At 68.7% G+C, this 18,921-nt stretch carries 17 protein-coding genes; 8 read left to right on the top strand and 9 right to left on the bottom strand.

Annotation, left to right across the window (positions count from 1 at the left end):
- Positions 1-186: 186 nt before the first annotated feature.
- The 3 genes from ACX40P_RS07005 to ACX40P_RS06995 form a co-directional block, all read right to left on the bottom strand.
- The gene (locus tag ACX40P_RS07005; RefSeq protein ID WP_459125603.1) at positions 187-1,977 is read right to left on the bottom strand and encodes an IlvD/Edd family dehydratase; all 1,791 of its coding nucleotides are present in this window, start codon (positions 1,975-1,977) and stop codon (positions 187-189) included.
- Positions 1,978-1,993: 16 nt separating this feature from the next.
- Positions 1,994-3,106, bottom strand: coding sequence for an aldose epimerase family protein (locus ACX40P_RS07000; protein ID WP_459126026.1), 1,113 nt, complete (start codon positions 3,104-3,106; stop codon positions 1,994-1,996).
- Positions 3,107-3,204: 98 nt separating this feature from the next.
- Positions 3,205-4,077, bottom strand: a complete 873-nt coding sequence (locus ACX40P_RS06995) for an SMP-30/gluconolactonase/LRE family protein (RefSeq protein ID WP_459125602.1) — start codon at positions 4,075-4,077, stop codon at positions 3,205-3,207.
- A gap of 122 nt (positions 4,078-4,199) precedes the next feature.
- On the opposite strand from ACX40P_RS06995, the gene ACX40P_RS06990 reads away from it, so the two are divergent.
- From ACX40P_RS06990 to ACX40P_RS06960, 7 genes are all read left to right on the top strand, one after another.
- Positions 4,200-5,081 (top strand): 2-dehydro-3-deoxygalactonokinase, encoded by an 882-nt coding sequence (locus ACX40P_RS06990; RefSeq protein WP_459125601.1) that lies wholly within the window; start codon positions 4,200-4,202, stop codon positions 5,079-5,081.
- Positions 5,078-5,713, top strand: a complete 636-nt coding sequence (locus ACX40P_RS06985; RefSeq protein ID WP_459125600.1) for a 2-dehydro-3-deoxy-6-phosphogalactonate aldolase — start codon at positions 5,078-5,080, stop codon at positions 5,711-5,713. Before ACX40P_RS06990 ends, ACX40P_RS06985 begins: the two co-directional genes overlap by 4 nt.
- Positions 5,710-6,705, top strand: a complete 996-nt coding sequence (araD1, locus tag ACX40P_RS06980; protein WP_459125599.1) for an AraD1 family protein — start codon at positions 5,710-5,712, stop codon at positions 6,703-6,705. The genes ACX40P_RS06985 and araD1 overlap by 4 nt, the downstream gene beginning before the upstream one ends.
- On the top strand, positions 6,702-7,646 hold the full coding sequence (locus tag ACX40P_RS06975; protein ID WP_459125598.1) for a Gfo/Idh/MocA family protein: 945 nt from the start codon (positions 6,702-6,704) through the stop codon (positions 7,644-7,646). Before araD1 ends, ACX40P_RS06975 begins: the two co-directional genes overlap by 4 nt.
- An 86-nt stretch (positions 7,647-7,732) precedes the next feature.
- Positions 7,733-8,284, top strand: a complete 552-nt coding sequence (locus tag ACX40P_RS06970; RefSeq protein WP_459125597.1) for a DUF1285 domain-containing protein — start codon at positions 7,733-7,735, stop codon at positions 8,282-8,284.
- Entirely contained in the window at positions 8,281-8,895 is a 615-nt protein-coding gene (locus ACX40P_RS06965) for a CoA pyrophosphatase (protein ID WP_459125596.1), read from the top strand. The genes ACX40P_RS06970 and ACX40P_RS06965 overlap by 4 nt, the downstream gene beginning before the upstream one ends.
- Positions 8,889-10,076 carry a CCA tRNA nucleotidyltransferase gene (locus ACX40P_RS06960; protein ID WP_459125595.1) on the top strand — a complete coding sequence of 396 codons (1,188 nt, stop codon included), beginning with the start codon at positions 8,889-8,891 and terminating at the stop codon, positions 10,074-10,076. Before ACX40P_RS06965 ends, ACX40P_RS06960 begins: the two co-directional genes overlap by 7 nt.
- Here the strand turns inward: ACX40P_RS06960 and ACX40P_RS06955 are convergent.
- The 5 genes from ACX40P_RS06955 to ACX40P_RS06935 all read right to left on the bottom strand — a co-directional run bounded on the left by ACX40P_RS06955 (position 10,046) and on the right by ACX40P_RS06935 (position 17,382).
- Complete coding sequence (locus ACX40P_RS06955) at positions 10,046-11,617, bottom strand: putative bifunctional diguanylate cyclase/phosphodiesterase (protein ID WP_459126025.1); 1,572 nt, start codon at positions 11,615-11,617, stop codon at positions 10,046-10,048. The two genes, ACX40P_RS06960 and ACX40P_RS06955, sit on opposite strands and share 31 nt — an antisense overlap.
- A gap of 210 nt (positions 11,618-11,827) precedes the next feature.
- The gene (gene parC, locus ACX40P_RS06950; RefSeq protein WP_459125594.1) at positions 11,828-14,056 is read right to left on the bottom strand and encodes a DNA topoisomerase IV subunit A; all 2,229 of its coding nucleotides are present in this window, start codon (positions 14,054-14,056) and stop codon (positions 11,828-11,830) included.
- 153 nt (positions 14,057-14,209) lie between these two features.
- The gene (locus tag ACX40P_RS06945) at positions 14,210-14,782 is read right to left on the bottom strand and encodes a CvpA family protein (protein ID WP_459125593.1); all 573 of its coding nucleotides are present in this window, start codon (positions 14,780-14,782) and stop codon (positions 14,210-14,212) included.
- A gap of 129 nt (positions 14,783-14,911) precedes the next feature.
- On the bottom strand, positions 14,912-16,285 hold the full coding sequence (radA, locus tag ACX40P_RS06940; RefSeq protein ID WP_459125592.1) for a DNA repair protein RadA: 1,374 nt from the start codon (positions 16,283-16,285) through the stop codon (positions 14,912-14,914).
- A 392-nt stretch (positions 16,286-16,677) separates the two neighbouring features.
- On the bottom strand, positions 16,678-17,382 hold the full coding sequence (locus ACX40P_RS06935) for a glutathione S-transferase family protein (protein ID WP_459125591.1): 705 nt from the start codon (positions 17,380-17,382) through the stop codon (positions 16,678-16,680).
- Positions 17,383-17,446: 64 nt separating this feature from the next.
- Here ACX40P_RS06935 and ACX40P_RS06930 point away from each other — a divergent pair, with 64 nt between their 5' ends.
- Entirely contained in the window at positions 17,447-18,601 is a 1,155-nt protein-coding gene (locus tag ACX40P_RS06930; protein WP_459126024.1) for a glycosyltransferase family 4 protein, read from the top strand.
- Here the strand turns inward: ACX40P_RS06930 and ACX40P_RS06925 are convergent.
- Complete coding sequence (locus ACX40P_RS06925) at positions 18,583-18,759, bottom strand: hypothetical protein (protein WP_459125590.1); 177 nt, start codon at positions 18,757-18,759, stop codon at positions 18,583-18,585. The two genes, ACX40P_RS06930 and ACX40P_RS06925, sit on opposite strands and share 19 nt — an antisense overlap.
- Between the last annotated feature and the right edge of the window lie 162 nt (positions 18,760-18,921).

The following is an 18,921-nucleotide window of genomic DNA, read 5'->3' as shown; positions in this document are numbered from 1 at the left end:
CCAAGAGCCGCCGTCATTTCCGCGAAGGCGGGAAACCATTCTGAAGACGGTCGCCGCCAACAGCGGAACGTCGCATCGATCGTTTCCCGCTTCCCGCGGAAATGTCGACCGCGAGCCTAGGCACGATCGACACCCAACGCTCGGCGCCCGGCCAGGACGGCGCGCCTCAGGCGCCGCCCCATCCGATCAATGATTGTCGCGCGGCAGGCCCATCGTCTGGGCGATGCGCTGATACTTCTCCGCACCTTCCAAAATCGCGCCCGATCCCATCTGGCCGACCACCGAACGCTGCATCTCCTGCCACGGCGTCTGGCTGGCGGGATAGCGATAGCCGCCCTCGGCCGTCAGCGCCTTGCGACGCTCGGCCAGTTCCTCGTCGGAGATCAGCACGTTCGCGCTGCCCGTGTTGAGATCGATCCGCACCCGATCCCCCGTGCGCAGCAGCGCCAGGCCACCCATCGCCGCCGCCTCGGGGCTGGCGTTCAGGATCGACGGCGATCCGCTGGTCCCCGACTGGCGCCCGTCGCCGATGCAGGGCAGCGAATGCACGCCCTCGGTGATGAGATACGATGGCGGCCGCATGTTCACGACCTCCGCAGCGCCCGGATAGCCGATCGGCCCGGCGCCGCGCATGAACAGCAACGTCTCCGGCGTGATCCCGGTCGCGGGATCGTCGATACGGTGGTGATAATCCTCCGGTCCGTCGAACACGACCGCCGGCCCCTCGAAGGCCTCGGGATCGTCCGGGTTGGACAGATAGCGTGCGCGGAATTCGGGCGAGATGACGCTGGTCTTCATCACCGCGCTGTCGAACAGATTGCCCGACAGGACGATGAAGCCCGCGTCCTCCAGCAGCGGCCGGTCGAACGGGCGGATGACGTTCTCGTCCTCGATGGTCGCATCGCGGCAATTGTCGCCCATCGTGCGGCCGTTGACGGTCAGCGCGTCCTCGTGGATCAGTCCCTGCCCGATCAGCTGCGCGACCACCGCCGGCACGCCGCCGGCATGGTAGTAATCCTCGCCCAGATACTCGCCGGCCGGCTGCAGATTGACGAGCAGCGGGATCCTGTGCCCCTCCGTCTCCCAGTCCTTGATCGGCAGGTCGACGCCGACGTGGCGCGCCAGCGCGACCAGATGGATCGGCGCGTTGGTGGAGCCACCGATCGCCGAATTCACCTTGATCGCGTTGTGGAAGGCGTCCTTCGTCAGGATGTCGGACGGCTTCAGGTCTTCGGCGACCATCTCGACGATGCGCTTGCCGGTGCGCCACGACACTTCCTGCCGGTCGCGGTACGGCGCGGGGATCGCGGCCGATCCCGGCAGCGACATGCCCAGCGCCTCGGCGAGCGAATTCATCGTCGTCGCGGTGCCCATCGTGTTGCAATAGCCGGTCGACGGCGCCGACGACGCGACCAGGCGGATGAACTCCGCATCGTCGATCTCGCCCGCGGCCAGCATCTGCCGCGCCTTCCACACGATCGTGCCCGACCCGGTGCGCTCGCCTTTATGCCAGCCGTTCAGCATCGGGCCGACCGACAGCGCGATCGCCGGGATGTTCACCGTCGCCGCCGCCATCAGGCAGGCCGGCGTCGTCTTGTCGCACCCGATCGTCAGCACGACGCCATCGAGCGGGTAGCCGTACAGCACTTCGACGAGCGCCAGATAGGCGAGATTGCGATCGAGCCCCGCGGTCGGCCGCTTGCCGGTCTCCTGGATCGGATGGACCGGGAATTCGAGCGGGATGCCGCCGGCCTCGCGGATGCCGTCACGCACGCGCTCCGCCAGCACCAGATGGTGGCGGTTGCAGGGCGAGAGGTCCGACCCCGTCTGCGCGATGCCGATGATCGGCTTGCCCGACTGGAGTTCCTCCAGGCTCAGCCCGAAGTTCAGATACCGCTCCAGATACAGCGCGGTCATGTCGATATTGTCGGGATTGTCGAACCACGCGCGGCTGCGCAGCTTCGGGGCGTCGGTCATAGAATGCGGGTCCGGATCAACGGGTCGTGGAAAGGCGATAGATCATCACGTGGCGATAGGGCTTGCCCGGGTCGACGCGTGCGGAAACGAACGACGGCTGGTTGGGCGCGTCGGGAAACTTCTGCGGCTCCAGCGCGATGCCGTCGCCCATGCGGTACAGATGACCGCCCTTGCCGAGGAAGGTGCCGTCGAGGAAATTGCCGGTGTAGAACTGCACGCCCGGCTCGGTCGTCAGCACCTCCAGCACGCGACCGCTCGCACCGTCCTCCAGCCGCGCGGCGAGGCCCGGCGTTGCCGTCAGTCCCTTGTCGAGCGCGAAGTTGTGATCGTAGCCCTGGCCATAGCGGATCTGCTGATCGCGCCCGTCGCGGATGCCCGCGTCGATCAGGCGCGCTTTTCGGAAATCGAACACCGTCCCCTGCACCGGGCGCAGTTCCCCCGTCGGGATCAGCTTGTCACTGACAGGCGTGTAGGCACGGGCCGGCACGGTCAGCCGGTGCTGCGCGGTACCGCCGGGCGCACCCTCCCCGTTCAGGTTGAAGATCGCGTGGTTGGTCATGTTGACGATCGTCGGCTTGTCGGTCGCGGCGTCGAAGGTGATCGTCAGCGCACCGCTCTCGTCGAGCGCGTAGGTCACGCCGACTTCGAGCTTGCCGGGATAGCCCTGATCGCCATCGGCGCTGGTCAAGGCCAGCTTCACACTCGCGCTCGGGCCTGACTGGACCGAAACCACACGCCAGACCCGCTTGTCGAACCCGACCGTGCCGCCGTGCAGCGAATTGCCATTGTTGTTGAGCGGCAGCTGATAGCTCTGCCCGTCGATGGTAAACTTGCCCGCGGCGATGCGGTTGGCATAGCGGCCGACGGTGACGCCGAAGTAATTGGGCTTCGCTTCGTAATCGGCGACGTCGTCATAGCCCAATGCGACGTCGGCGAACTTGCCCGCGCGATCGGGCGCCATCAGCGATTGCAGCGTGGCGCCATAGGTCAGGATGCGGGCCGACACGCCCTTGGCGTTGGAAAGCGTGATCGCCTCGATCGCGGTGCCGTCCTTCAGCCGGCCTGCCGCGGAACGCTTCGCTTCGGTCGCTTGCGCGGATCCCGTCATCGCCACCACCGCCGCGATCATCGCAGCCGCCCCCCATTTCGCCATCGCCAGCCCCTCCATCGTCGCATCTTCGCGTTGCCGACTATATAGTCGGACAAATGCGCGGTGGCAAGCTGCCGCTACGCAATCCGCGCCAACGGCGCGCTCTGGCCCGCGACCTCGACCGGAAAGCTGAACAGCGCCCCCGAATCGGGCTGCGCGGCGAGGGCCGCATCGTCCATCCCGATGAGAGCGGATGTCGCATAGGCGGTCTTCAGGTCGGGCCCGCCCAGCGCCACCTTGGTGATGTTTGCCGCGGGTAGCCGCACCTCCGTCAGCAAGGTCGCGTCGGGCGCATAGAGCCGCGCGCAGCTGCCGCCCCACAGGCCGACCCAGACGTTGCCCGCCGAATCGACGCTCACCCCATCGGGATTGCCGTCCGTCGGATCGATCGTGACGAACGGGCGCGCCACCCCGACGCTGCCGTCGACATCGACCGGAATCGCATGGATCACGCCGCCCAGCGTATCGACGTGATAAAGCGTGCGCCCATCCGGCGCCATGCCGGGGCCGTTGGTGATCGGCACCGCCGCGATATCGGTACGCGTCACGCTCGACCCGTCCCAGTGATAGACATGGCCGGTCGCCGCCGATTCGCCGTCATCCATCGATCCGAACCAGATCGTCCCGTCTGGCGCGACCGTCGCATCGTTCAGCCGGTTGCCCGGCAGGTCGGGCTCGACGACCGCGAGCGGTGCGAACTGCCCTGTCTCGGGATCGAACCGCGCCAGCCCGGTCTTGAGCCCGGCGATCAGGCCACCACCCTCGGACGGCAGCACCCAGCCGACGCGAGTCGGCGCATCCCAGCTGTCGGTCTTGCCGGTCGCCGGATCATAGCGGTGGACGCGCGGCGCCTTGATATCGACGAACCAGACGACGTCGCTGCGCGCATCCCACACCGGTCCTTCGCCCAGGATCGCCTGTCCGTTCCAGCACCGCGTGATCTCGACCAATCGACCTCTCCCAATCATGTTTGCCACGCCTTTGCGCGACGTTGGCGGCTCGCGCACATAAGCCACGACTTGACCCGATCTGCCAAGCCTTTATGTCCTACAAATAGGAGAGAGTGCTGACGATGCCAGAAGGCCCCGCGTATATCGCGATCGATTGGGGAACGACGAACCGCCGCGTGCATGCCGTGGCAGCGGACGGTACGCGCGTCGCGACCGACCGCGACGATCGCGGCGTATTATCGCTATCCCGGGAGGAGTACGCGGCCGACATCGCCGCGATCCGCGCCCGACACGGCGAGCTTCCCGTCATCGCCGCCGGTATGGTCGGCTCGACGCGCGGCTGGGTCGACGTGCCCTATGCCGCGCTGCCGGCGGGGTTTGACACGCTGGCCGCCGGCATGGTGGAGGCCGCCCCCCGCGTCTCGATCGTGCCCGGCGTCGCCCGCCGCGACCACGCCCGCGCCGACGTGATGCGCGGCGAGGAGATACAGGTGCTCGGCGCCATCGCCGCCGGTCTCGCGCCGGCCGACGCACTGTTCTGTCAGCCCGGCACGCACAACAAATGGATCGCGACCACCGCCGGTCGCATCACCGACTTCACGACCGCGATGACCGGCGAGCTGTTCGCCCTGCTGCGCGCGAACGGCATCCTCGCCGGCATGCTCGACGGACCCGTCGCCGACGGCCCGGCGTTCCGCGACGGCCTCACCCGCGGGCACGGCTGCCGCGACCTGACCGTCGCGCTGTTCGAGGTGCGCGCCGGCGTGCTGCTGGGCGCCATCGCCCCCGAAGATGCCGCCGCCTTCGCCAGCGGCATCCTGATCGGCGCCGACGTCGGCGCGCGCGACGACTTGTCGGGTCGTGACGTCCACCTGCTGGCGAGCGGCGCGCTCGCCGACCTTTATGCCGTCGCCATCACGCAAGCCGGCGGTCGCACGAACGCAGTCGACAGCGACACCGGCTTCGTCGCCGGCATCCACGCCCTTTGGGAGATCATTCGATGACGCCGGACAATTTCGCCGCCGCGTTCGCCGCCTGTCCGCTCGTCGCGATCCTGCGCGGACTGACCCCGGCGGAGGCGCCCGCTATCGGCGATGCGCTGGTCGACGCAGGCTTCACGCTGATCGAGGTGCCGCTCAACTCGCCCGACCCGTATGACAGCATCGCGCTGCTCGCGAGGCGGTTCGCGGGGCGCGCGCTGATCGGCGCTGGCACCGTGCTGTCGACCGATCAGGTCGCGCGCGTAGCGGACGCGGGCGGCACGCTGATCGTCTCGCCCAATACCGACACCGCCGTGATCCGCGCCAGCGCCGCCGCCGGGCTGATCTCGATGCCCGGCTATTTCACCCCCAGCGAAGCCTTCGCCGCGATCGACGCCGGCGCGACCGCGCTGAAGCTCTTCCCGGCGGACGGCGCCAGCGCCGCCTTTCTGAAGGCGCAGCGCGCCGTGCTGCCGAAGGACCTGCGCGTGCTCGCGGTCGGCGGCATCTCGCCCGACAATATGGACAGCTGGCGTGCCGCGGGCGCCGACGGCTTCGGCCTCGGCTCGAACCTCTACCGTGTCGGCAAGCCCGCCGCCGAGGTGGCGCAGGACGCCGCCCGCTTCGTCTCCGCCCTTCCAAGGACCAACGCATGACCGCCACCCGCCTGCTCCAGCATCGTGCCGCCGACGGCACGCGCCGCGTCATCCTCGCCGAAGGCGGCGCCGCCGTCTTCCTGTCAGGCGTGACCAGCACGCGCGAGCTCGCCGCCGCCGCGGCATCCGCCGGCCACACGCTAGCCCAGGCCGCCGACACGCGCCGCACGACCGAGAGCGTCGATATCGTCGCCGAACTCGACGCCGGCAACTTGCTGCCCGCAATCGACCACGACGACACCGCCCGCCTCGTCCTCGCCGGCACCGGCCTGACGCACCTCGGGTCGGCCGAGGGCCGCGACGCGATGCACAAGGCCGCGGCGTCGGCCGAGCGCCCGACCGATTCGATGCGCATGTTCCTGGAGGGGGTCGAGGGCGGCAAGCCCGCCGCCGGCACGAGCGGTCAGCAACCCGAATGGTTCTACAAGGGCGACGGCCAGGGTCTCGTCGGCCCCGGCGAGCCGCTCGTCTCCCCCGCCTTCGCACAGGACGGCGGCGAGGAACCCGAACTCGCCGGCATCTACCTGATCGACACGGACGGCACGCCACTGCGGCTGGGCGTCGCGCTCGCCAACGAATTCAGCGACCATGTGACCGAACGTCACAACTATCTCTGGCTCGCGCATTCGAAATTGCGTCAGGCGTCGCTCGGGCCGGAGCTGCTGCTTGGCACCCCGCCGTCCGACATCCGCGGCACCAGCCGCATCGTCCGCGACGGCACGACGCTGTGGGAAAAGCCGTTCCTGACCGGCGAGGACAACATGTCTCACCATCTCGCCAATCTGGAAACGCATCACTTCAAGTACGCCGGCTTCCGCCGCCCAGGCGATATCCATGTGCACTTCTTCGGCACCGCCACCCTGTCCTTCTCGGACGGCGTCCGCACGCAGGTCGGCGACGTGTTCGAGATCGAGGCCGCGCCATTCACCCTGCCGCTGCGCAACCCACTTGCTATCGCCGACGCCGCCCCCGTTTCGGTGCGCGCGCTGTGACCGCGCCGATCCGCATCGCCGTCGTCGGCATGGGCAAGATCGCGCACGACCAGCATCTGCCCGCGATCCACCGCACCTCGAAATTCGAGCTGGTCGCGACCGTCAGCCGCAGCGGCGAGAGCGTCGACGGCCTGCCGTTCTTCCCGGACGTGCAGGCGCTGGCCGCCAGCGGCATCGCCATCGATGCGGTCGCGCTCTGCACCCCGCCGCAGGTCCGACGCGCCATCGCGCAATTCTGCATCGATCAGGGCTGGCACGTCTTCCTCGAAAAGCCGCCGGGCGCCACGCTGGCCGAGGTCATCACGCTGCGCGATGCGGCGGCGGCGAAGGGCGTCAGCCTGTTCGCCAGCTGGCACTCGCGCTACGCCGACGGGGTCGAGCCGGCCCGCGCCTGGCTGGCCGGTCGCCAGATTCGCCGCGCCTCGATCATCTGGCGCGAGGATGTCCGCCACTGGCATCCCGGGCAGGACTGGATCTTCGAACCCGGCGGCTTCGGCGTGTTCGATCCCGGCATCAACGCGCTGTCGATCGCGACCCGCATCCTGCCGCGTCCGATGATCGTCGAGCAGGCGGAACTGGACGTGCCCAGCAACCGCGCCGCGCCGATCGCCGCGCGCGTCGACTTCCGCGACACCGCCGGCGTGCCGATTACGATGGACCTCGATTTCCGGCAGGAAGGCCCGCAGAGCTGGGATATCGTCGTCGATACCGACGCCGGCACGCTGACGCTGTCGAAGGGCGGCGGCGAGCTCTCGATCGCCGGCGGCCACCCGGCGGACGACAGCCCCGCCGACCTGCACGGCGAATATCCCGGCCTCTATGCGCGCTTCGCCGCGATCATCCACGCCGGCACCGCCGACGTGGACGTCGCACCGTTGCGGCTCGTCGCGGACGCGTTCCTCCGCGCGCGGCACGTCGTGGTCGAGCCGTTCGACTGGTAGAGGCTACATGTTTGGCCGTGCTCCCGCCTGCGCGGGAGCACGGCACGGCATTTCCAACCCTTCCCATCGGGCGTAAGGGCGTCGCCATGCCGATGCCCCCGCTCCCCGATCTCGCCGCGATGTCGATGGACGCCGTCGTGGCGCATGTCGCAGCCGCCACGCCCGCGCCGGTCGAGGCGTGGAACCCGGCGCATTGCGGCGACAGCGAGATGCGGATCGCCGCGGACGGCCGCTGGTATCATCAAGGCTCGCCGATCGGCCGCACCGAAATGGTCCGCAAGTTCGCCACCATCCTGCGGCGAGAGGCGGACGGCAGCTACGTCCTCGTCAATCCGGGCGAGCGGCTGACGATCGCCATCGACGACGCCCCCTTCGTCGCGACCGCGATGAAGGCGGACGGCGGGCGCATCGCGTTCCAGACCAATGTCGGCGATCTCGTCGTCGCGGGACCGGACCATCCGATCCGCGTCGAGGCCGGTAGCGACGGTCCGCGCCCCTATGTCCGCGTCCGCGGCGGCCTCGACGCGCTGATCGCCCGCCCGATCTATTACGAACTCGCCGCGATGGCCGAAGCCGGCGACGACGGCCGCGCTGGCGTGTGGAGCGATGGCGCCTTCTTCGCGCTGGAGCCGGCATGACCCTCGTCGAGCGCCCGACGCTGGTTCAAAGATTGTCGGCCGCGCTGGAGGCCGGACGGCGGGGCACGCCCGAACTCCTGTCCGGCGACCTTTCGGCCTTCGAGCTTGAGGACGCCGCCGCTCCGGCCGAGGCCGCCGTGCTGGTCGCGGTCACCGACCGCGCCGAACCCGGCGTCATCCTGACCCGCCGCAACGCGAACCTGCGCAAACACCCCGGGCAGGTCGCCTTCCCCGGCGGTCGTATCGATCCGGACGACCGCGACGCCACCGCCGCGGCGCTGCGCGAGGCGCAGGAGGAGATCGCGCTCGATCCCGCCGCCGTGCGCGTCATCGGCGCGGTCGACAGCTATCGCACCGGTACCGGCTACCGCGTCACGCCCGTGCTCGGCGTCGTTGCACCGGACGTCGCGCTCGTCCCCAGCGAAGCGGAGGTGGCGGAGGTTTTCGAGGTGCCGCTGTCCGTCATCCTCGATCCTGCCAACCACGGCCGTGCCAGCGCGATGTGGAAGGGCCAGGAGCGTCATTATTATCAGATCGACTGGCAGGGTCGCCGCATCTGGGGCGCCACCGCGGCGATGATCGTCAACCTGTCGCGGCGGCTGGCATGGTGACGCTGCCCGACGCCTCGTGGCGGCATCGCCCCGGTCTGGACTCGCTCGTCGCGGCGCTCGGCGAAAGTCACGCGCGCTTCGTCGGCGGCGCGGTGCGCGACACGCTGCTCGGCCTGCCGGTCGCCGATATCGACATCGCGACGATCCATGCCCCCGCCGACGTCGTCGATCGTCTCGACGCTGCCCGCATCCGCTCGGTACCGACCGGCATCGCCCACGGCACCGTCACCGCGCTGACCGAGGGTGGTCCCGTCGAGGTCACGACCCTGCGCCGCGACGTGTCGACCGATGGACGCCATGCCGTCGTCGCCTTCACCGACGACTGGCGCGAAGATGCCGCGCGCCGTGACTTCACGATGAACGCGCTGTTCGCCGATCCGGTCAGCGGAGAGATCATCGACTATTTCGATGGCCTCGCCGATCTCGATGCACGCCGCGTGCGGTTCATCGGCGATCCGCTCGGTCGCATCGCCGAGGATCACTTGCGTATCCTGCGCTTCTTCCGCTTCCTCGCCCGCTTCGGCGACACGCCCGATGCCGAGGGACTCGCCGCCTGCACGACGCGCGCCAACGACCTGATGGCGCTGTCGCGCGAACGTATCCGCGACGAACTGCTGAAGCTGCTGGTCGCACCCGGCGCCGTCTCCGTCCTCGCGCTAATGCTCGATCACGCGATCCTGCGTCCGGTCCTGCCGGAGATCACCAGCGTCGATGCACTCGCCCGCCTCGTCGCGCGAGAGCAGGACGCCGGCATCGCGCCCGACCCGTTCCGCCGCCTCGTCGCGCTGCTACCGGCTGCGGATGTGGATGGCGTCGGCGCGCGACTGAAGCTGTCGAATGCCGAGCGCAAGCGCCTCGCGCTTGCCGCCACGCCCGCCGGGGACGCGTCTCACGAAGCGCTCGCCTATCGGTCCGGTACGGAGGGTGCGGTCGATCGGCTGCTGCTGTCGGATCGCCCCACGGAGGAAGCGGCGAGGGCGGCGGCATGGCCTCGCCCCGCCTTCCCGATCGGTGGCGGCATGCTCGTCGCGCGCGGCATTCGCAAAGGCCCGGATGTCGCTCGCACGCTGCGCGTGATCGAGGATCAGTGGATCGCCGAAGGCTTCCCCGATGACGCGCGCGTGGGCGATATCGCCGACGCGGCGGTCGATCAGGCGTTGCGCGACGTCAGAAACGCATAGGCCGCGTCGAGCTCCAGCGGGCGGGCGTAATAATAGCCCTGCCCATAGGTGCAGCCGAGCGCCGCCAGCGTTTGCGCCAGTTCGCACGTTTCGACGCCTTCGGCCGTCGTGCGCATGCCTAGCGCCTGCGCCAGGCTCAGCACCGCGCGCACGATCGCCACCTTGTCGCGATCCGCGAGCATCCCCGACACGAAGCTGCGATCGATCTTCAGCACGTCGATCGGCAGGCGCTGCAACAGCGCCAGGTTCGAATAGCCGGTCCCGAAATCGTCCATTGCGACCGTCGATCCCAGTTCCTTCAGCGCGTGTAGCGTCGTTGCCACTCGGTCGGGATCGCTGACGATCGCACTCTCGGTCAGTTCGATCGTCATCCGCCGGCCGCGGATGCCCGCCGTCTCGATCGCGCGCCCGACGACGGGCGCGATATGGTCGCGCTGGACCTGGATCGCCGACAGGTTGACGGCGATCGCCGCGCCACAGTCGCCGCCGCTGCGCGCATCCCAGTCGGCGATCGTCTGCGCCACTGCTTCGATCGCCCAGCGCCCCAGCGGCACGATCAGCCCGCATTCCTCCGCCACCGGCACGAAGTCGACCGGCGACACGTCCCGCCCCTCGTACGACCAGCGCGCCAGCGCCTCGAACGAGGTGACGCGTCCCGACGACAGGTCCCAGATCGGCTGATAGTTAAGCCGCATCTCGCCATTCTCGATCGCCCGGCGCAACTGCGTCTCGATGGAGAAGCTCGCGCGCACCGCGTCGAAGTTCGAGTGGTTGTAGACTTCCGCCTCGCCGGTCCGCTTGGCTCGCTTGACCGCGAACTGGGCGTAGCGGATCAGGTCCTCGGGATCGTCGCCATCGTCGCCGCCCAGCGCGATGCCAATCGCGCATTCCAGCCGGATTTCGAAGTCCGACAGGCGGAACGGCGTCGCCAGCGCCGCCTCGATCCGGCCGGCGACGTTCATGGCATCCGATGCGCCGTCCTCCACCGCCAGCAGTACGCCGAATTCGTCGCCGCCGATCCGCGCCAGCATGTCGCGCCCGCGCAGCGCGCCCTTGATCCGTCGCGCGACCGAGATCAGCAGCTCATCGCCGGCCATGCCGCCCATGCACGCGTTCACGCGGCTGAACCGGTTGAGGTTGACGATCATCACCGCATGGCTGGCTGCCGTCTCCGGCGTGATCGCCGCCTCCAGCGCGTCGCCGAAGCCGCCGCGGTTGGGCAGTCCGGTCAGCGCATCCGAATGCATCTCGCGCCGCAGGCTGGCCTCGGTCCGGTGCACGCCGGTGTCGTCGATCAGCGACAACATGCACCGCGGCTCGGTCTGCTCGACGCGTCGCGCCAGCACCACGCGGAAATGGCGCGCGTCGATCGCGTCGCCGAACTGCCAGTCGAATTCGTCGCGCAGCAGATGGTCGGCGAAGAACGCCGCGATACGCCCGCCCAGCAACCGCACCAGCGGCGAGGTCGCCGCGACGCTGCCCAGCCCGAGCTGCCGAAACGCGGTGTTGGTCGATTCGAATGCGATCGTATCCGCGCTCATGCGAACGACCGCCGCCGGGATCGGCAGCAGGTCGATCAGTCGTTCGCTATCGTCGACGCCCGCCGGGCGGGCGTCGGGCGGCAGCACATTGCCATCCTGGCCGGATGGCGCCGCGACGGCCGTTCGGGATCTGCGAAACAACATTCCATCTGCGATAGCCGGGCATTGGTTAAGTCCGGACTAACCTGCACCGCGGCGAAAACCGGGCTATCAGAAACGGTTGTCGCGCGGGAAGCCATTGGGCGGCATCCGCCCCGCCGCGCCGCGCGCGGCGCGCCAGGCCGACAGGTCGCCCTCCGTTCGCGTCCGCCCCGCCTCGCCGCCCATCGTCCAGCTGATGCCGGTATCGAACCGGAAGGTGACGGCGTCCGACAGCCCGCCGTCGCGGAATCGCTGCAGCTGCACCCCCTGCCCGCGCGACAGCTCGGCCAGCTCGGTCAGCGGAAACACCAGCATGCGGCGGTTGTCGCCGATCGCCGCGACATAATCGTCGGTCGCGCCCACCGGCCGCACGACCTTCAGCTTCTCGCCCGCGCGCGGCGTCATCACCGTCTTACCCTTGCGCGTCTCGGCGATCATGTCGGCGGTCTTCGCGACGAAGCCCCGCCCGTCGCTTGCCGCCAGCAGCATGCGCTCCGCCGCCCCGGCGCGGATCAGCGTCACGATCGCCGCCGCCCCGTCGAGATCGATCATCAGCCGCACCGGCTCCCCGAACCCGCGCCCACCCGGCAGCCGATCCGCCGCCAGCGTGTAGAACCGCCCGGTATCGGCGGCGAGCAGCAGCTTGTCGGTAGTATGCGCGTGGAACGCGAAGGCGGGGCCATCGCCCTCCTTGAACTTCATCGTGTCCGACGACGCGAGCTCGACATGCCCGCGCATCGCCCGGATCCAGCCGCGCTGCGACAGGATGACGGTGATCGGCTCGCGCTCGATCATCGCCTCCAGCGGGATGTCCCGCGCCGGCGCCGCCTCCTCGATGTCCGTCCGCCGCGCACCCAGCACCGTTTCCGGCCCATAGCGCGTGCGGATCCTGCCGAGATCGCGCTTCAACCGCGTCCGCTGCCGCGCGTCGGAGGAGAGCAGCAGCTCCAGCTCGCCCTTCTCCTTCGACAGCGTATCGCGCTCGCGGACCAGCTCCATCTCCTCCAGCCGCCGCAGCGAGCGCAGCCGCATGTTCAGGATCGCCTCGGCCTGCCGGTCGGTCAGCGCGAATTCGGCGATCATCACCGCCTTGGGCTCGTCCTCGGTACGGATGATCTCGATCACCCGGTCGAGATTGAGGAACGCGATCAGGTAACCGCCCAACAGCTCCAGCCGGTCGGCGATCTTCGCCAGCCGATGCTCCGACCGCCGCCGTAGCACCTCGAACCCGTGCTCGACCCACGCCGACAGCGCCTCGCGCAGCGACATCACCCGCGGCGTGCGCGTCTTGTCGAGCACGTTGAGGTTCAGCGGCACGCGAACCTCCAGGTCGCTCATCCGGTACAGGCTCTCGATCAGCATCGTCGGATCGACCGTGCGGGCGCGCGGTTCCAGCACGATGCGCACCACCTCGTCGCTCTCGTCGCGCACGTCGGCGAGGATGGGGAGCTTCTTGTCGTTGATGAGCGCGGCAATGCCCTCGATCAGCTTGCCCTTCTGCACGCCGTACGGGATCTCGCTGACCGCCAGCTGCCAGCCGCCGCCCTTCTCGCGCTCTACCGCGATCCGCGCGCGCACCCGGAACGATCCGCGCCCGGTGGCATAGGCTTCGGCAATCGCGGCGGGCGCATCGGCCACGATGCCGCCGGTCGGGAAATCGGGACCGCGAACGTACGTCAGCACGTCGGCATCGGGATTGTCGATCAGCGCGATCGCCGCGTCGATCAGCTCGGCGGCATTGTGCGGCGGGATGCTGGTCGCCATGCCGACCGCGATCCCCTGCGCCCCGTTCGCCAGCAGGTTGGGGAACAGGCCCGGGAACAGCTCGGGCTCTTCCTCCTCGCCGTTGTAGGTCGGGCGGAAGTCGGTGGCGTTCTCGTCCAGCCCGTCCATCAGGTCGATCGCGACCTGCGTCAGCCGGGCTTCGGTATAGCGATAGGCGGCGGCGTTATCGCCATCGATGTTGCCGAAATTGCCCTGCCCGTCGACCAGCGGATAGCGCAGCGAAAACGTCTGCGCCAACCGCACCATCGCGTCGTAGACCGACTGGTCGCCATGCGGATGATATTTGCCGATGACATCGCCGACGACGCGCGCGCACTTCTTGTACCCCGCCGCCGGATCGAGCCGCAGCAGCCGCATCGCCCACAGCAGCCGCCGGTGCACGGGCTTCAACCCGTCGCGCACATCGGGCAGCGACCGCGCGGTAATCGTCGAGAGCGCGTACACGAGGTAGCGTTCCTCGAGCGCGCGATCGAACTGCGTTTCGGTGACGGGATCGACGGGTTGGCTGGCCATGTGCGGCTAACGTCCTAGCAAGCGGGCGGGCGGGGGGCCAGTGGCGGCGAAGGGGGCTTGCGTCACCCTCACCCCTCCCTCTCCCGACGGGAGAGGGAGGGAGGCGCGTAGCGCCGGAAGGGTGAGGGTGATGCACTCACGCCGCGACAGGCGTCACTCCTCGTCACGCCCCTTCCGCTTCACCGCCCCGCTCGCATTGCCGTCGTCCTCCCAGAACATCGGCTCGCCCTTGCGCCGCCGGTCGACGAAATCGGCGATCGACGCGCTGGTGACGTTCAGCAGCGGATAGGTCTGCGACATCACGATCCACGTCGGCCGCCGCGTCGGCCCGCCGCCCAGCGTGTCGATGACGAGCACCATCAGCAGGAAGCCGAGGCTGGCGAGAATCAACCCCTTCAGCGCCCCGAACCCGAAGCCCAGCGCCCGGTCGAGCGGCCCCAGCACGCTGGTGCGCGTCCGGCTGCCGATCGCGTTGGCGACCAGCCGCCCGCCGAACCACGTGCAGCCGCCGATCACCACGAACGCCAACGTCGCCGCGCCCGCCGACGTGCCGACGCTCGGCGCCATCATCGCGGTCAGCGGCGTGTGGAACAGCTTGAGCGCGAAGACGACGAAGATCCACGCCATCAGCGACAGCACCTCGGTCACGAAGCCGCGCATGACGCCCAGCACCGCCGCCCCGCCGACCGCGATCAGTACCATGATGTCGAGCGCCGTCAGGCCCATGTCATTCCCCCAGCCTCAACGCTGTTCGCCCTCATCCCAACACCGTTCGTGCTGAGCGAAGTCGAAGCACCTGCGCCCGGCCCGGTACTTCGACTGCGCTAAGCACGAACGTAAAGGCTGGACCCGTAACTATCCCCGCCCCAGCATATGGTCAACGAACCGCCCCAGATTGCCGAAGCTCGCCAGTTCCATCTTCGCCCCGTCCGCCGCCTGTTTCGCCGGCACCATCGCCCGCGAGAAGCCGAGCTTCGCCGCCTCCTTCAGCCGCAACGCGCCGTGCGCCACCGGCCGGATTTCGCCCGACAGCGCCAGCTCGCCGAACGCCACCGCGTCCGCCGCCACTGGCCGCTCGCTCAGGGCGGAGACAAGCGCCGCCGCCACCGCCATGTCGGCAGCCGGATCCTGCACTCGGTAACCGCCGGCAATGTTCAGATAGACTTCGCACGCCGAAAAACTCAGGCCGCACCGCGCCTCCAGCACCGCCAGGATCATCGCCAGCCGCCCGCTGTCCCACCCGACCACCGCCCGCCTGGGCGTCGCGCCCGACGCCAGCCGCACCGTCAGCGCCTGCACCTCGACCAGCACCGGCCGCGTGCCCTCCAGCGCGGGGAACACCACCGTCCCCGTCACGCTCTCGTCGCGGCTGGTCAGGAACAGCGACGACGGGTTCGACACCTCGGAAAGGCCGCCCGTCTCCATCGCGAACACGCCGATCTCGTCGGTGCCGCCGAAGCGGTTCTTGGTCGCGCGCAGGATGCGGTACAGGTGGCTGCGCTCGCCCTCGAACGCCAGCACGGTGTCGACCATATGCTCCAGCACGCGCGGCCCCGCGATCGCGCCGTCCTTGGTCACATGCCCGACCAGCACGACCGCGGTGCCGCGTTCCTTGGCGAAGCGGATCAGCTCGCCCGACGCCGCGCGCACTTGGCTGACGGTGCCCGGCGCGCCCTCGATCAGGTCGGAATGCATCGTCTGGATCGAATCGATGATGAGCAGGTCCGGCACCGCCCCCTGACCGACGGTCGTCAGGATATCGCGAACGCTCGTCGCCGCCGCCAGCTGCACCGGCGCATCGCCCAGCCCCAGCCGCCGCGCGCGCAGCCGCACCTGATCCGCCGCCTCCTCGCCCGAGACATAGGCGACGCGCTTCCCCGCCAGCGCCAGCTTCGCCGCCGCCTGCAACAATAGGGTGGATTTTCCGATCCCCGGATCGCCGCCGATCAGCGTCGCCGACGCTTCGACGAACCCGCCGCCCAGCGCCCGGTCCAGCTCGGCAATCCCCGTCGCCATCCGGTCAGGCAGCGCGACGTCGGTGTCCAACCCCGACAACAGGATCGCCCGCCCGCCCGATTGCAGATTGTGCCGCGCCGAAAACGGCGTCGCGACGGTCGCCGCATCCTCGACCAAAGTGTTCCATTCCGAACAGTCGGAACACTGCCCCGCCCACCGGTGCGACACCGAACCGCAGGACTGGCAAACGTAGCGTTTCTGGGGTTTCGCCATGATGCGCGCCGGCATAGCGCAACCGGAACGATTAGGGAACGGGGCATGTGTCCGGCGAGCCGTTCACACTCCTCCGCCCCCGCTCACGCCCATCCACCCCCGTTCGTGCTGAGCTTGTCGAAGCACTGCCTTTCTTCGTCGCCCCGCGCCCGACCGCACGAAGAAGGCAGCCCTTCGACAAGCTCAAGGCAAACGGCGGAGGGCGCTTCCCCGCATCCGCATACCCCGATGATCCGAAAAACCGCTGTCCTACACCGCCCGCATCTGCTTCTTCACCGCACCGATGACGCCGTGCTCGCCTTTCCGCGCCAACCCGGACAACACCCCTACACAACACCAACCGAAGGTTCCGAGATGGGTCGCTTTCCCGGAACCTTCGACGCCTTCGCCGCTCAATCCCGCGACGGTATCGTCAGCCCGCGCTGCACCGCCGGTCGCGCCAGCCCACGCTCCAGCCACGCCGCAACGTTCGGAAACGCATCGAACCCGACCAGCTCGCCCGCACCATAGAAATCGACGAGCCCGCGCACCCATCCGAGCATCGAGATATCGGCGATAGAATAGCCGCTCTTCAGGAACCACTCGCGGTCGGCCAGCACGCCATCCATCACGCCCAGCAGGCGCTTGGCCTCCGCGACGTAGCGATCGCGCGGGCGCTTATCCTCATAGTCCTTGCCGGCGAATTTGTGGAAGAAGCCGACCTGCCCGAACATCGGCCCGACGCCGCCCATCTGGAACATTACCCACTGTATCGCCTGCCAACGTTCGGCCGGGCCATCGCCCAGCAAAGTGCCGGTCTTCTCGGCGAGATACAACAGGATCGCGCCGCTCTCGAACAGTCCGATCGGCTGGCCGCCGGGGCCGTCGGGATCGATCATCGCCGGGATCTTGCCGTTGGGGTTGAGCGAGACGAAGGCGTCGGACTTCTGGTCCTCGGTCGCGAAGTCGATCTTGTGGACGTCGTACGGCAGGCCGGTTTCCTCCAGCATGATCGACGCCTTCACCCCGTTGGGCGTCGGCAGCGAGTAAAGCTGGATGCGGTCCGGGTGCTGTGCCGGCCATTTTGTGGTGATCGGAAAGTCGTCGAGCGTCGCCATGATGGAACTCCTCCTGAAGTGCCGGAGATAGGCAAGCATGACCCACCCCGCTATGGGCGGAGCGATGCAGCCGTCCGATATCCGCGTCGCGCTCTTCAGCGGCAATTACAATTACGTGCGCGACGGGGCGAACCAGTCGTTGAACCTGCTGGTCGGGCATCTGCTCGATCGCGGGGTCACGGTGCGGGTCTATTCGCCGACCGTTCCCGATCCGGCGTTCGCGCCAACCGGCGACCTGGTCAGCGTGCCGTCCTTCCCGATGATCGGCGGACGCGGCGAATACCGGCTTGCTCGCGGCCTGCCTGCCGCGCCTCGCGCCGACCTGGAGGCGTTCGCGCCGAACATCGTCCATGTCTCGGCACCCGAATTCCTGGGTCACGCCGCGGTCCGCTGGGCCCAGGAAAACGGCGTCGCATCGGTGGCCTCGTTCCACACCCGCTTCGAAACCTATTTCCAATATTACCGGATCGGCTTCGTCGAACCGTTCATCAAGTCGCTGATGACGCGCTTCTACAATCGCTTCGACCGCGTGCTGGTGCCCAGCCCCAGCATGATCGCGCTGCTGAAGGACTGGGGCGTCACCGCACCGATGTCGATCTGGTCGCGCGGCATCGACCACGACCGCTTCACGCCGCAGCGGCGCGCCCTCGGCTGGCGCCGCAGCCTCGGCATCGCCGATCACGAGATCGCGGTCGGGTTCCTCGGTCGGCTGGTGAAGGAAAAGGGTCTCGACGTCTTCGCCGAGGTCGTGAAGGAACTCACCCGCCGCGGCGTGCCGCACAAGGTGCTGGTCGTCGGCAAGGGACCGGCACAGGACTGGTTCGCCGCCCAGGCCCCCGGCGCGATCTTCGCGGGCTTCCAGTCGGGCGACGACCTCGGCCGGGCAGTCGCGTCGATGGACATCTTCTTCAACCCGTCGGTCACCGAGACGTTCGGCAACGTCACCACCGAAGCGATGGCTGCGGGCGTTCCCGTCGTCGCCGCGCGCGCGACCGGCGCGGTCGATCTGGTCGAGGACGGAGTCACCGGCTTCCTGGTCGAGCCGACCGACATCGCCGGCTATGCCGACGCGATTGCCCGCATCGTCGCCGATCCTGCGCTCAAGACGGCGATGGGCGAAGCCGGCGCCGCCCGCGCGGCGGGCTATCGCTGGGACACCGCCAACGAAGCCGTGCTCGACGCTTATCGCGCCGTGCTGGATCAGGCGATCAGCGTGTAGAAGCAGATGAAGAAGGCGGTGAAGCTCAACGCGAACAGCTTCAGGTCGTTGTCGTCGTCACGCGGTTTGTCGATGGACACCACCCGCTGCACGGGCAGCGTCCGGCGGAAGGGGTGGCGACGGGCTTCGTCGGTCAGGACCAGATAACGTCGTTTCATCATGGGATGTTAACGCGCCGTTTAGATTTCGGACCATCCCCTACCATTGGTTAACGCCGTCTCGGTTCGGGACGGCCCATCACGCCCGCCCCAGCCACTTGCGAAGCCGTTCGTGTCGCTGTAGATGCGTTGGTGATACCGGTGTCATGAACATCTGAGCGG

The sequence above is a fragment of the Sphingomonas sp. RS2018 genome, assembly GCF_054489605.1.
The sequence above is the reverse complement of the archived record's forward strand: the minus strand, read 5'-3'. Positions and strand labels throughout refer to the sequence as shown.